The sequence below is a fragment of the Cryptosporangium aurantiacum genome (assembly GCF_900143005.1).
Taxonomy (GTDB): domain Bacteria; phylum Actinomycetota; class Actinomycetes; order Mycobacteriales; family Cryptosporangiaceae; genus Cryptosporangium; species Cryptosporangium aurantiacum.
In genome coordinates this window covers 514,560-527,988 of sequence record NZ_FRCS01000004.1, presented here as the reverse complement: position 1 = coordinate 527,988, position 13,429 = coordinate 514,560, and the positions used below count along the sequence as shown (strand labels likewise).

The following is a 13,429-nucleotide window of genomic DNA, read 5'->3' as shown; positions in this document are numbered from 1 at the left end:
AACGATTTCTGTCGTACGTGAGTGCGATAGTGATTGGCATGAGTTTCTCGCAGGTGAGCGCCCTGATCAGCGGCGTACCGGTCGGCCCGGAGCTGATCGCGGTACTGGCGGGGATAGGGCCGGTGGAGCGTCGGACCACCGACGAAGCAGGAGTGCCGGAGGCTCTGCCCGACGCGAGCGACCAAGTACTGGTCGCGCAGGCGTGGCAGAAGGCGCAGGCCTGGCTCGACGCCCGACTCAACGACGCGGTGTTGCAAATCGCCGGGTCGCGGATCGGGCCGGAGGACGAAGACTGGGGGCGCGAAGAGGTCGCTGCCGGGCTGCGGTGGTCGAACCTCGCCGCGTCCGACCGCATCGAGGTCGCGCGTGCGCTGGCCAGCCGGTGTTTCCTCACCCGACGTGCCCTGAGCGAGGGCCGCATCACCTACCGGCACGCGGTGGAGATCGTGCACGCTCTGGAGCCACTGGACGACGAGCGTGCTGCGGAGGTCGAGGCCCGGCTCCTGGACTCCGCCGAGAAGAAGACCCCGGCGCAGCTCGCACGGCAAGCTCGAAGGGAGGTCGCGAAGGCCGATCCGGACGGAGCGGAGAAGCGACACCGGAAAGCGCGCAAGGGCCGGCGGGTGGACTTCACCCCCGTGGCCGACGGCATGGCCGAGTTACACGCGATCCTGCCCGCCGACGACGCTGCCCGTCTGCGCGCCGTCGTCGATCAGTTCGCCGGTCGCACCCGGGTCGGCGGCGACACCCGCACGATCGACCAGCGTCGCGCCGACGCGCTGGTCGCCTTGGCCGAGATCGGCGCCCTCACCGCCTCCGGCCTGATCCCCACGGCCCCCGCCACGGCCACGCCCGCCACGGCGCCCACCACGGCCGGGCCCGGCACAGCGCCCCCCACGGCCGCGCCCGCCACGGCCGCGCCCGCCACGGCCGCGCCCGCCACGGCCGCGCCCGCCACGGCCGCGCCCGCCACGGCCACACCCACCACGGCCACCGGCGGCGAGACGTCCGACCGGGCCGCTGAGTTGATCGCCAGGGTCCTCGCCGGCAAGCACGCCGTCCCACCGCGGGTCGCCGTGACCGCGCCGCTCTCCACCGTCCTGGGAGTCGGCAACCAACCGGGCGATCTCACCGGCTACGGCCCCGTCCCCGCGTCGATCGTCCGCGAACTAGCGGCGGATGGCCGTTGGGGAAAGTGGATAACCGACCCCGGTGGCGTCGTCACCGACCTCGGCCGAACCACCTACCGGCCAACCGCGCGGCTCGCCGCGCTCGTTCGGGCGACCTATCCCACCTGTGTGTTCCCCGGGTGCTCCCAGCCGTCCTACCGCTGCGACCTGGACCACAACGTCCGCCGCGTCGACGGTGGTGAAACCAGCGCTGCGAACCTGGTGGCGCTTTGCCGCCGGCACCATCGAGCCAAGGACGAAGCCGGCTGGGAGCTCGTTCACCACCCCGCCACCGGCGCCTGCACCTGGACCAGCCCCGCAGGCCACACCTACACCGTCGATCCACCCGATCAAGGTGACGAATCGGAAGCCCTGCGAGTGCCGGCGGATTGGTCGCAGCTCCTCCCGGTGCCGGCGCGTGGCTCGGCAACCGCGCTCGCCGACGATCCGCCGCCCTTCTAGCTCGCAGACGCCCCGGCACCGGACCTACTCGAGGTAGGCCCGGCGCTGGTGCGTGCCACGGCATCGGCAACGGCGCGGCCCACTCGAACGGTGTCCGGACCCACCGCCATGACCAGCACAGCGGCCGGATCCACCAGCGGCAGCACGTCACACCGCACCCCATCCGCGGTGTGCTGCCGGACGGCGTCCACAGCAAAACCGGAGGGATCAACGGCGAGGGCCGTCGCCAGCACACGGGCGCCACCCAGCACGGCCGGACCGTCCCACCCGCGCGGGGCACCGGCGCCGACGTCCAGGTCCTGGGCGAGTAACGTCCGGCCACCGCGGCGGATCCGCCAGCGCGTCCGCAACCGACCGGGCTCCTCCTGATGCCGCCCGAGCACGAGCGTCTCGATCAGCGTCAGCCGGGCCGACTCCACGAGGGACACGTCCAGCGTCGCCACGTGATCGGCGCCGGAAGCCACCACCAGCGGCTGCGGCTCCCACCGCAGCGACGCCTCGGCGCCGACGTGCAGCGACACCAGCGCGTGGCTGGTGCCGCCGTGCGCGCCCGGCAACGCGAGCGCAGCGCCCGCCGAGCCAACGGTCAGCGACGCGCCGTCGCCCACCGACACGGTCAGGTCGGTCTGGTCACCGCCGAGCGGACCGGCCGCCCCGGTGACCATCGTCAGGCCGCGGTCGGTCTGCCGCAGCACGATCGGCGGCTGCGACGCGAGTTGCCGCAACACCGTGCGGCCGTCCACGAACTCGGCGACCGCACGCGCCGACGCCTTCACGAATCGGCCAGCCAGCGCTTCCGGGCATCCCGGATCCACTCGGCCACGGCGGACGCCGAAGGATCCTCGGTCAGCGACTGGAACACCACGGGCTTGCCCCGCCGCACCGCAGCGGCGTCCCTGTCCATCACGCCGAGGTCGGCACCGACCAGCGGTGCCAGGTCGGTCTTGTTGATCACCAGCAGGTCGGAGCCGGTGACGCCCGGCCCGCCCTTGCGCGGCACCTTGTCACCACCCGAGACGTCCAGCACGAACAGCTGCACGTCGACCAGGCCGCGGCTGAACGTCATCGTCAGGTTGTCGCCACCGCTCTCCACCAGCACCAGGTCCAGCGGGGCGAACGTCTCCTCGAGCCCTTCCACCGCGTCGAGGTTCGCGGCGATGTCGTCGCGGACCGCCGTGTGCGGGCAACACCCGGTCTCCACCGCGGCGATCCGCTCCGGTGCGAGCACACCCGAGCGCCGCAGGAAGTCGGCGTCCTCGGTCGTGTAGATGTCGTTCGTGACGACGCCCAGCTGCAGCTCGGGGCCGAGTGTCCGGCACAGCGCGGCGACCAGCGCGGTCTTGCCGCTGCCGACCGGGCCGCCGACACCGACCCGGAACGCCCGCCGCCCGTCGACCGGGGCGAGTTCGCCGGTGAGCGGCGCGTGCTGTTCGAAGACGTCGTGGTCGTGCGGTTCGCCGGTGGCGTGGGCACGAGCGTGAGCATCAGGAAGCAAAGAGACGCACCTCCGAACGAGCGTGGGCCTGCGCGAGCAGGTCCAGTAGGGGAGCCGACGGCGCCGGGAGCGCGTCCGTCGGTTGGTCGGCGTAGCGGGCGGCTTCTGCCACTACCGCGTCCGCCGTCGTGGCGAGCGCCGCTTGCGCGGCGGTGAGGGCGAGCGGATCCAACCCCAACAACCGCACCGCAGCGGACGCCGGGCCGCTGACCGCTCCGGCCACGGCGACCGCCGCAGCCTCAGCCGGGGTGCCCGCTGCCGCGTGAACGGCCACGCCGAGCGCGACCGGGTGGTGGGGGTGCGTGCCCAGGGCGTCCAGCAGCGGGTGCGGGAACGCGCGCCGGGCGACCCTGAGCAGCGCCCGACCCTGAGCGCGGGACACCGCGCGCTGAGCGGGCGCCGGAGTCCGAGCGTCGACCTCGGCGTCGAGCTCGGCCCACCCGGGGGACGCGCCGCTGGCCGTGGCCGGGCTGCGGTCGGCCTCTGCCGCGAGGTGCGCTGCGCGGGCGGCTACGGCGGCGGCCAGCAGGCCTGCGGTGTGCAGGCGCCCGCGCAGGAACTCCACGACCTCGGCGAGGTCACGGCCGTGCCCGCCGACGAGGTCCGCGTCCACGGCCGGAGCGACCCCGCCGCTGTGAGCGTGGGCCCCGGCCGGTAGCCGGGAGTCCGCGAGCAACAACAGTGCTTGGCGCATCAGAACAGGAAGTATCGCTGGGCCATCGGGAGTTCCGCCGCCGGAGCCTCCTCGATCAGCTCGCCGTTGACGTACACCGCGAACGTGTCCGGGTTGACGCGGATCTCCGGGGTCGCGTCGTTCAGCGGCAAATCGGCCTTCCCCCGACGTCGCACATCAGCGACGGCGGCCAGCCGACGCCGCACGTTCAACCGATCGGCGAGGCCGTCTTCGATGGCGATCGGCGCCACGAAGTGGAGGCTCGTGGCGCTGGCGGCCGTGGGCCGCGCGCCCCACATCGGTCGCGGCAGGACCGGCTGCGGCGTCGGGATCGACGCGTTCGCATCACCCATCTGCGCCCAGGCGATCATCCCGCCCTTCACGACGACGTGCGGCCGGACGCCGAAGAACTTCGGCTCCCACAGCACCAGGTCGGCCAGCTTCCCGACCTCGACCGAACCGACCTCACCCTCCAAGCCGTGCGCGATCGCTGGGCAGATCGTGTACTTCGCGACGTACCGGCGAGCCCGGAAATTGTCGGCCGGACCGCCGCCCGACAGGTGGCCGTAGCGGACCTTCATCGTGTGCGCGGTCTGCCAGGTGCGCAGAACGACCTCGCCGACGCGCCCCATCGCCTGGCTGTCCGACCCGATCATCGAGATCGCGCCCAGGTCGTGCAGGACGTCCTCGGCGGCGATCGTCGACGGGCGGATCCGGCTCTCGGCGAACGCGAGGTCCTCGGGCACCGCCGGGTTCAGGTGGTGGCACACCATCAGCATGTCGAGGTGTTCATCGAGCGTGTTGACGGTGTGCGGCCGGGTCGGGTTGGTCGAGCTGGGCAGCACGTTCGGGTGGCTCGCGACCGTGATGATGTCCGGCGCGTGCCCGCCGCCCGCACCCTCGGTGTGGTACGTGTGGATGCCCCGGCCGGCGATCGCGGCCATCGTGTCCTCGACGAACCCGGCCTCGTTCAGGGTGTCGGTGTGCAGTGCCGCCTGGACGCCGTACTCGTCGCAGACCCGCAGGCAGGCGTCGATCGCCGCGGGGGTCGAACCCCAGTCCTCGTGCAGCTTGAATCCGGACGCCCCGGCGCGCAGCTGCTCGACCATCGATTCGGCGGAGACCGTGTTGCCCTTGCCCAGCAGCGCGACGTTGAGCGGGTAGTCGTCCAGCGACTCGAGCATCCGCGCCAGGTACCAGGGGCTGGACGTCACGGTCGTCGCCTTGGTGCCCTCGGCCGGACCGGTGCCGCCGGCGATCCAGGTCGTGACGCCGGAACCTAGCGCCTCCTCGACCTGCTGCGGCGCGATCAAGTGGACGTGGCTGTCGACCGCGCCCGCGGTGAGGATCTTGCCGTTGCCGGCCAGCACCTCGGTGGACGGTCCGATGACCAGCGTCGGATCGATTCCGTCCTGCGTGTCGGGGTTGCCGGCCTTGCCGATGCCGACGATCCGGCCGTCCTTGACGCCGATGTCGGCCTTGACGATGCCCCAGTGATCGAGGATCAACGCCCCGGTGATCACCAGGTCGGGGGCGCCCTCGGCGCGGGTCGCGCGGGACTGCCCCATCGACTCGCGGATGACCTTGCCGCCGCCGAACACGACCTCTTCACCGGCGGACGGGCCGCGCGACAGATCGTCCTCGACCTCGATCAGCAGGTCGGTGTCGGCCAGCCGGACGCGGTCGCCGGTGGTGGGGCCGAACAGCAGCGCGTATCGGCTCCGGTCGATGCTGTCGGTCACGCTTCGGGACCCCGTTCGTCGAGTAGGCCGGCGAACTCCGGCCGCAGGCCGGGCACGTCCCGAGTCCCGGCGATCGCGACCAGGTCGACCTCGCGGACGACGCCCGGCTCGAACCGGACGGCGGTGCCTGCCGGGATCGCCAGGCGGTAACCCCAGGCCGCACGCCGGTCGAACGCCAGCCCGGTGTTCACCGCGGCGAAGTGGTAGTGGCTGCCGACCTGGATCGGCCGGTCGGCGGTGTTCGTGACCTCGACCGTGAGCCGGTCGCGGCCGGTGAGCAGCGGCACCGGCTCTTCGGCGACCACGATCTCGCCGGGAATCATGGAATGGGGTGGTGGACCGTGACCAGCTTGGTCCCGTCCGGGAAAGTCGCTTCCACCTGCACCTCCTCGATCATCTCGGGGACGCCGTCCATGACGTCGTCCCGGCCGAGCACGTGGCGCCCGGCTTCCATCAGGTCGGACACGGTGCGTCCGTCCCTGGCTGCCTCCAGCAGGAACGAGGTGATCACCGCGACCGCCTCGGGATAGTTCAGGCGTAGCCCGCGCTGACGGCGGCGCTGCGCCAGGTCGGCCGCGTAGGAGATGAGCAGTCGTTCCTGCTCGTGCGGGGTCAGGTGCACAGCGTTGTCCTCTGGTTCGTCCGGGTCTCGCGGACCCGTCGGCAGTCCGCCCGGCAGCGTAACCGCGATGTGTTACCAGCGGATCTCGCCTCGCCGGTCCACCCCTGATCGCCGTTCACCAGCGAGCTTGCAACTTATTGGTACGTGTGTCAGAGTGTCGCTATGCGAGCTCAGCCGGTAGATCCCGATAGCCTGCCTTTTGACGATGCGGTGCGCGGTGCCCCGTCCACGCGCGGCCGGCTGCTCGAGGAGGTCGCCATGAGCACGGAGCCGCGCTTCCGAATCCCCCTGCCGCCGAACGGCGAGTGGACGGAGGCGGACCTCGACGCACTACGGGCTGACGTTCCCTACCGGACCGAAATCGTCGACGGGAACCTGATAGTGAGCCCCCGCCCCTCGCTCTGGCACAACGACGTTATCCGAGTAGTCGCGAATGCGCTGGTGGCAGCTGCCCCACCAGGCCTGTGGGCCTATCTCGAATCAGAGATCCGATGGTCCAACGGTGAGTACGTGCGTCATTCGCTCGCCCCGGACGTGCTAGTAGCTCCCAGGCACTTGCGTGACGAGCGGCAGCGCTATGCGCCGCCGGATCTCGTGCAGCTTGTCGTCGAGGTGGAGTCACCGTCCTCGACGAATATGGATCGTGAAACCAAGCCTCTGCGCTACGCGGAGCTCGGCATCCGGTCGATGTGGCGAATCGAGGACGGGCCGAAGCTGGTCGAGTACCGGCTCACGCGGGAGTCCGGTGCGGAGATCGTGCAGACCGTGACCACGGGTACGTTCACCACGGAGGTCCCGTTTCGAGTGACGCTCGACCTCGACATCCTTCGCTAGGCGTCGGCATCGTCGCTCGGAAATCTGGTCCGGCGGGCCAAGCGCCGGCGGCGGGCGAGCGCTACCACGTCCGCGACCAGCGTGTTCCACGCCGTCATGTCCTCGTCTTCGGGAAAGTGCACGGTCAGCGGCACGGTCGCTGCTGCCGCGTCCACAGACGGAACGGAATCGCCGCCGCGGTACCTGTCCTCGTCCGGCCCGCGGGTGCCGAAATGGAACGGGTGAGGATTGACAATGCTCCCGGGTAAGCCCTCCCACCCGGAGGTCAGCCGAAAGCTCGCCGTCGCAGGATCGGTCGCCGCGAGGAAATACGCTTCGGTATCGAACGGCCGGTCGACCGGCAGGATGGCCTCGATGCCGACCTCGAACCACGTCTGGCCCGTCACCTCGTCCGGATCTGGTTCCCCGATTGCCGCGCGGTATTGGCCCCATGCCCAGACCTGATGGGCGATGAGCGCGAGCACGCGCTCCCGGTCGATCGTCGCGGCGTGGGGCGCAATTAGCGTGAGCCAGACGGACGTGCGCGTCACGACCGTCAGCAAAAGGTCGAAGAGCACCGTCGGGGCGGTGGGGTTCTCGTCGATCAACCGCACTGCGGCGCGGAGGGTCCGAGGCTGGACGACGCCGTGGAGCTGCATCTCGACCAGGCCGGCGAAGACCGCGGCCACCTCGGGATCGTCCGGGATCGTGCCGCGCCAGGCGGCTGCGCCCGCCGACAGATGCGCGTCCACCCGCAGATCCCCGAGTAGTCGCGCCTCACCCCGAGCCGCCCAGTCGGCCGGACGCGTGCCCAGGTGCCCACGGGACGACGCGCGTTCGAGCACCCACCCCGGTCGTATCGTCAACGATCCGGCCACCGCTAGCCACGCCTCGTCGTCCAGCCCGGCACGCCACTGCCGCACCAGCGACCGCCACCACTGCCCGGTGTCGACACCGGCCGGCGCGAACGAGGACACCGGAACCGGCGATTCCAGCTGCGCCAGCAGCGACACCAGGTTGAGCGTGTAGATCGCGTAGTGGTCGATCGTGTCGCGCCCGGAGGGGTTGTACGCAGCCGGAGTCCACGGCCCGAGTTGGTTCCGGGCACCGGCCACCAGCGCCCGCAGCACGTCCGAGACGTCGCTGCAGACCTCGCCGATCAGCTCCAGGACGCGCGGGAACTTGAGCAGTGGCTCGTGGGAGAGCAGTGCCCGCAGCCCGTTGCTGTCCGGCGCCGCCGCGAACCCGAGGCCGGAGGCCTGAGCGTACGCCTGGCGAAGGAACTGCAGCTGAGCGGCCAGATGAGCGGCGACGAGATACTCGCCGAACGTCGAGTGCAGGAACTCGTACGTGGGCGGCAGTTCGTGCGACCCACCCTGCCGCTCGCCCGACGCGTGCACGAAGAAGAACCGGCCGACGGTCCGGACGGTGTGGTCGAGCGGCTCCTGCAACTCGTGCGCCCGGCTCGGCGACGCGCCGAGGAACGCCCCGAGGTCACGCTCCAGCTCCGGGCCGGTGGCGTACGGCCGGCCGCGGTTGACCATCGCGAACGCCGCCAGTGTCAGCGACCGGCGCCGGTCGGCCATCAGCGTCTCGGGGGACAGATCGCGCCCGGACTCCTTCAACGCCTCCCGACGCAGGAAGTGCGTGATGAGCTGGTCGTACAACGCGACGGTGGTCACGCCTGCCGTCAGCGGCGGCGCATCCGGGTCCGCTGTGTAGAGCGCCACCAGCAGCAGGAGCAACGGTTGGCGGGTCAGCTCCGCGAGCCCGGCGGGCAGCTCCGACGGCGGCGGGAGCGCCCGGAAGCTCCGCGGGTGGTTCAGCGCGTTCCAGATCGCGACCCACCGCTCGACCTGAGCGTCGTCGAAGCCTTCCAGCCGGACGATGATCGTGCCGGGCGGGATCTGAACCCGATCGGCCATCACGGTTCGCGAGGTCACGACGGTCGCGACCGGCCGCCCCATCGCCGCCTCTCGATCTTGGAACTCGGCGACCTCGAACAGATACCGCGACTGGGACGCCCCGCTCGCTTGCATCAACTCGTCCAGGCCGTCGAGCACGACCACCCGAGTCGTCCCGGCGGCCTCGGCGTCGTCGGCGATGTGCGGCCACCGCAGCCGGCCATGTCCCTCGCTGTCCAACGCCTCCTGGATCTGCGTGGATACGGCCGCATCCGCTCGTACGTGCCGCAGCGGGACCCGCACCGGGGTCCAGCCGGACACCGGCAGCCGGGCCGCGAGCATCTGGGTCAGCATCGACTTACCCGCGCCCGGTAGTCCGAGGACCAGCAGCGGGGACCCGGCACTCTCCGGCGAACACAGGTAGCCGGCCAGGAACAGCTCGGTGTCGGCGACCAGCGGCTGCTCGGCCCACCACCGCTCGTCGGACGGCCGCGCGCTTCGATCAGCGACCGCGACCCGGAGCCGCGGGGTGATGTACGCCTGCTCCACCGTGGGCAGCGTCGCGTGTTCGTCGGCGTGGAGCGTCGGATCGCCGAGCACCGGCCGTTCCAGGATGCTCCGGTTGAGCCGGCCCAGCACGTCCAGCGTGGATCGCGCCGGCGACGGTGTCCGGATGACCTCGTTCAGGAGCCGCTCGATGGCGTCGAGCCGGTCAGTGGCCCGGTGAGCGGCGCCGAGGAGATCGCTGCCCCAGGCGCGCAGTTCCCGACGCGTCTCGGTCGACTCGCCGAGCATCAGCCACAGGCCGAACTCGGGGACGTCGGCGGCCAGCCGGACGAACGCGCTCTCGTACGTGCCTACGGCACCCTCGGTGACCTCCGCAGGAAGCCGTACCGGGGACCCGGGATCGGCACCGGCGCCTGCCGCAGTGCGTCCAGCCACGAGTGAGGACCGAACCAATCCCCGGTCGTCAGGCCGATCTTCTCCGCGTCGGTGAATTCCAGGTCGCGGTAGTGCTCGCCGAGGTGCGCCTGCAGCGCTTCGAAGAACGAGGACACCACCAGGGTGGTGTGGGCCGCCGCGATCAACTGCAGGCGGTCGAAACCCGACGTCCCTAACAGCCTGTCCTGGACGCCGTCCAGCGCGCCACGCAGGAGCCGGACGCCGTCGTTCTTGGGGTCTACCAGGTCCAGGAATCCAGCGCCGAGCATCGCCGTCGACAGCAGGCCCTCGAGCCGGTCGAAGAGAGGGCGGTCGTACTTGCCGAGGATGCTGAGCGCCCCGCGGTAGGTGAGCGCAGGATCTACCCGCATGCGGGCAGGGTATCGGCTCAGATCACGGCCACTGTCGAATGTAGAGATTCGCGTAGACAAAGTTCGCCGCGCCTTTTGAAGCAGAATAACAATTAACCGGAATTAAGGTCGACGCCGGTAATCTTGCCGATCCGATGCGGCGCGCCCGGTACTTACGTTGATTCGGCCACGTTCACCAACTGCTGTAGGAACGGCCGATCACGGCTGGGTGCGAGCCCGGTCGACCGGTCCGGAAGGGCCACTTCGTTATGTCCTTGTCTCTCGCGGTTCGCCGCGTCGTCACCGCGGCGGCCGTCGTCGCGACCAGCGTCACCGGTCTGGCGATGACCGCATCGCCGGCCACCGCCGCGTGCGCCGACGTCGAGGTCGTGTTCGCGCGCGGCAGCACGGAACTGCCAGGTCTCGGCATCGTCGGGACGCCGCTGGTGAGGGCGATCCAGCAGAATCTGCCGGGGAAGACCGTGACGTCGTACGCGGTGAACTACGCCGCGAACGTCTCGCAGACCAGCGCCGGCCCCGGCGCCACCGACATGAGTAATCACGTCAAACAGGTTGCCGCGCAGTGCGCCAACACCGTTTTTGTGCTCGGCGGTTATTCGCAGGGCGCGAGCGTCACGGATATCGCGATCGGTATCCGGACGTTCCTCGGTACCGGCGGAACCATTCCGACGAACCTCGCGCCGCGGATCAAGGCGATCACGGTTTTCGGTAACCCGCTGCGGCTCTACGGACAGAACATCAACACGGCCAGCCCGCTGTACGGTTCGCGCGCCCGGGACGTCTGCGCGACCGGTGACCCGGTGTGCGGCGGCGGGTTCAACGCGCTGGCCCACCTGAGCTACCCGACGAACGGCTCGGTGACGAGCGCCGCTCAGTTCGCCGCGAACCTCGTCAAGGCGGGCTAGAGGGCGGCCCGCCGGGGGGCGAGCCTGACGGCCGCGCGCAAGGACTTGAGACCACCACAAGGTCGAGGCGTCCTTGCGCGCGGACGCAGCCTCGTCCTCGGCGGGCTCCAGGTCAGGGCAAAACTGTGGCCAGGGCTCGTGCGGCCGTGCGGAGGTCGTGACCGGCCGCCTCGACGTCGAGCGTCTGGAGCACCCCGTCGACGACGATCGTCCGCCCCTCGACGAGCAACCGCGCCAGCGGCGGCGGCGACGCGTACACCAGCGCATCCACCGGGTCGACGATGTCGGCGTGGAACGGCCCGTCCACCCGCCACAGCGCGATGTCGGCGCGCTTACCGACCTCCAGCGACCCGATCTCGTCCTGACGCCCCAGGCACCGCGCGCCGCCGATCGTCGCGATCCGCAGCGCGTCGCGAGCGGTCAGCCCCGACGGTCCGTACCGCAGCCGCGCGGCGAACAGCGCCTGCCGCAGTTCGTCGGCCAACCCGCCGTTCTCCTGCGACGCCGCCCCGTCGACGCCGAGCCCGAGCGGCGCGTCCGCCCGCACCAGCGCGGCCACCGGCGCGATACCGGAGCCCAGCCGCGCGTTCGAGCTCGGACAGTGCGCGACCCCGGTGCCGGCCGCGGCCAGCGTCGTCACGTCGGCATCGGAGAGGTGCACGCCGTGCGCGAGCCAGACGTCAGGCCCCAGCCACCCCACGTCCGAGAGGTACTCGACCGGCGTCCGGCCGAACTTCTCCCGGCAATAGTCGTCCTCGTCGTGCGTCTCGGCGAGGTGCGTGTGCAGCCGGATCCCCAGCTCCCGGGCCTGCGCGGCGGACTGTCGCATCAGATCCTGGGTCACCGAGAACGGTGAGCACGGCGCCGCGGCGATGCGCAGCATCGACCCCGGCGACGGGTCGTGCCACTGCGACACCGCCGACGCCACCGACTCCAGGATCGTGTCCAGGTCCTGAACGACGCTGTCCGGCGGCAACCCGCCGTCGGCGACGCCCAGGTCCATCGATCCCCGGGTCGGGTGGAACCGCAGCCCCACGGTGGACGCCGCGGAGATCGTGGCGCCCAGCACGTCGCCGCCGGAGCGCGGGAACACGTAGTGGTGGTCGGTGCTGGTCGTGCACCCGGTCAGCGCCAGCCGTGCGAGCCCGGCTCGTGCGGCGGCGCCCACGATCTCCGGAGTGATCCCGGCCCAGATCGGATACAGCGTCTTCAGCCACTCGAACAGCCCGTCGTCGACGGAGACCGCTCGCGTTGCCCACTGGTACAGGTGGTGGTGCGTGTTCACGAGCCCCGGCGTCGCCAGGCAGCCCGAAGCGTCCACCCGCTCGGCGTCCCCCGTGAAAGGACCAGGGCCGACGGCCGTGATCACGCCGTCGGACACCACGACGTGGCCGGAGGAGTACTCGGTGCCGGAGGCATCGACGGTCGCGACGGCGCAGCCGTCGTAGACGGTCACCACAGCTGCGGTCCCACGGTCGGAACCATCTGGTGGCGCTGGACCGTGCCCTGGATCAGCCCGTAGGGCTCGGTCGGCGCGACGTAGACCTGGTCGGGGTTGTCGAGCCCGAATGGCGTGAGGTCGACGAGGTGATGGTGCTTGTTGGGCAGCGAGAGCCGGATCTCGTCCACCGACGGGCACTGGTGGAGCACGTACGAGCCCATCGAGAAGAGCGTCTGCTGGAGCGAGAGGCTGTAGGTGGACGCGAACGCGGTGAGCAGCGCGTCGCGGGCCTCGGCGTAGGACTTACCCCAGTCGACGTCGGCCGAGTCGTGGTCCCACCACGCTTCCACCGAGGTCGCGAGCATGCGTTCCCGCGTCTCCGGCAGCGTCGTGTACTTGTCGCGGGGGAAGCCGTGGAACTCCGAGTTCGTCGTGTTCAGCAGGGTCAGGTCGCCGAGGCCGGACGAGACCGCGACGTCGTCCTCGGTCACGATCACTTCAGCGCGGCGAGTTTCGGTCCCGGCCCGGACGAACGAGTGCGGTGCCGGCTCGCCGTGCGGTGCCAGGCGCTCCCACGTGTGCTGCTCGATGTTGACCCGTGCGTGGTAGATCGCCTCCTGCGTCGTGACGAAGTGCTTTGCCAGCCGCAGAGCGAACGCCTCCGGCTCGCCGACGCCGAACTCCCTGGCGAACGCGTAGACGGTGTTCTTCTGCGTATCGGTCGGGAGCACCGCGCTGTTGTCGCCGGTGAAGTGGGTGTCGTCCAGATGACCGGCGAGCGCGGTCGCCACCGTGAAATCGGTGACGAGGTGCCGGTCGCCGTCGCGCTGCACGCTGACCAGCCGGATGCCGGCCTTTCCGTACTGGTTCGAGCCCAGGAAGAAACTCAC

11 protein-coding genes and 1 pseudogene are annotated in these 13,429 nt (G+C 70.8%); 3 read left to right on the top strand and 9 right to left on the bottom strand.

Annotation, left to right across the window (positions count from 1 at the left end):
• Positions 1-38 precede the first annotated feature (38 nt).
• Positions 39-1,631 (top strand): HNH endonuclease signature motif containing protein, encoded by a 1,593-nt coding sequence (locus BUB75_RS16830; RefSeq protein ID WP_073258140.1) that lies wholly within the window; start codon positions 39-41, stop codon positions 1,629-1,631.
• On the opposite strand, the gene BUB75_RS16825 is transcribed toward BUB75_RS16830, so the two are convergent.
• From BUB75_RS16825 to BUB75_RS16800, 6 genes are read right to left on the bottom strand one after another with little or no spacing between them, the layout of a single operon-like run.
• The gene (locus BUB75_RS16825; protein WP_084741299.1) at positions 1,628-2,407 is read right to left on the bottom strand and encodes an urease accessory protein UreD; all 780 of its coding nucleotides are present in this window, start codon (positions 2,405-2,407) and stop codon (positions 1,628-1,630) included. The genes BUB75_RS16830 and BUB75_RS16825 overlap by 4 nt on opposite strands.
• Positions 2,404-3,126 carry an urease accessory protein UreG gene (ureG, locus tag BUB75_RS16820; protein WP_084741298.1) on the bottom strand — a complete coding sequence of 241 codons (723 nt, stop codon included), beginning with the start codon at positions 3,124-3,126 and terminating at the stop codon, positions 2,404-2,406. The genes BUB75_RS16825 and ureG overlap by 4 nt, the downstream gene beginning before the upstream one ends.
• A complete protein-coding gene (locus BUB75_RS16815; protein WP_073258136.1) occupies positions 3,116-3,820 on the bottom strand; it encodes an urease accessory protein UreF in 705 nt (234 codons plus the stop codon). Before BUB75_RS16815 ends, ureG begins: the two co-directional genes overlap by 11 nt.
• Entirely contained in the window at positions 3,820-5,541 is a 1,722-nt protein-coding gene (locus BUB75_RS16810) for an urease subunit alpha (RefSeq protein ID WP_073258134.1), read from the bottom strand. The genes BUB75_RS16815 and BUB75_RS16810 overlap by 1 nt, the downstream gene beginning before the upstream one ends.
• Positions 5,538-5,864, bottom strand: a complete 327-nt coding sequence (locus BUB75_RS16805) for an urease subunit beta (protein WP_073258132.1) — start codon at positions 5,862-5,864, stop codon at positions 5,538-5,540. Before BUB75_RS16805 ends, BUB75_RS16810 begins: the two co-directional genes overlap by 4 nt.
• Positions 5,861-6,163 (bottom strand): urease subunit gamma, encoded by a 303-nt coding sequence (locus tag BUB75_RS16800; protein ID WP_073258130.1) that lies wholly within the window; start codon positions 6,161-6,163, stop codon positions 5,861-5,863. Before BUB75_RS16800 ends, BUB75_RS16805 begins: the two co-directional genes overlap by 4 nt.
• A gap of 258 nt (positions 6,164-6,421) precedes the next feature.
• Between BUB75_RS16800 and BUB75_RS16795 the strand changes: the two genes are divergently transcribed.
• A complete protein-coding gene (locus BUB75_RS16795) occupies positions 6,422-6,997 on the top strand; it encodes a Uma2 family endonuclease (protein ID WP_178379883.1) in 576 nt (191 codons plus the stop codon).
• Here BUB75_RS16795 and BUB75_RS16790 read toward each other — a convergent pair.
• Positions 6,994-10,193: pseudogene (locus BUB75_RS16790) on the bottom strand (NACHT domain-containing protein). The gene BUB75_RS16795 and the pseudogene BUB75_RS16790 sit on opposite strands and share 4 nt — an antisense overlap.
• A gap of 248 nt (positions 10,194-10,441) precedes the next feature.
• On the opposite strand from BUB75_RS16790, the gene BUB75_RS16780 reads away from it, so the two are divergent.
• The gene (locus BUB75_RS16780; protein ID WP_073258122.1) at positions 10,442-11,098 is read left to right on the top strand and encodes a cutinase family protein; all 657 of its coding nucleotides are present in this window, start codon (positions 10,442-10,444) and stop codon (positions 11,096-11,098) included.
• Between the two features lie 112 nt (positions 11,099-11,210).
• Here BUB75_RS16780 and BUB75_RS16775 read toward each other — a convergent pair whose 3' ends face one another.
• Positions 11,211-12,554 (bottom strand): 8-oxoguanine deaminase, encoded by a 1,344-nt coding sequence (locus BUB75_RS16775; RefSeq protein ID WP_073258504.1) that lies wholly within the window; start codon positions 12,552-12,554, stop codon positions 11,211-11,213.
• Positions 12,551-13,429, bottom strand: coding sequence for a factor-independent urate hydroxylase (gene pucL, locus BUB75_RS16770; RefSeq protein WP_073258120.1), 879 nt, complete (start codon positions 13,427-13,429; stop codon positions 12,551-12,553). Before pucL ends, BUB75_RS16775 begins: the two co-directional genes overlap by 4 nt.

Excerpts from the sequence above, each read along its gene's own strand:
- BUB75_RS16830 (WP_073258140.1), top strand. The coding sequence starts at position 39 with ATGAGTTTCTCGCAGGTGAGCGCCCTGATCAGCGGCGTACCGGTCGGC.
- BUB75_RS16815 (WP_073258136.1), bottom strand. The coding sequence starts at position 3,820 with ATGCGCCAAGCACTGTTGTTGCTCGCGGACTCCCGGCTACCGGCCGGG.
- BUB75_RS16805 (WP_073258132.1), bottom strand. The coding sequence starts at position 5,864 with ATGATTCCCGGCGAGATCGTGGTCGCCGAAGAGCCGGTGCCGCTGCTC.
- BUB75_RS16795 (WP_178379883.1), top strand. The coding sequence starts at position 6,422 with ATGAGCACGGAGCCGCGCTTCCGAATCCCCCTGCCGCCGAACGGCGAG.
- BUB75_RS16780 (WP_073258122.1), top strand. The coding sequence starts at position 10,442 with ATGTCCTTGTCTCTCGCGGTTCGCCGCGTCGTCACCGCGGCGGCCGTC.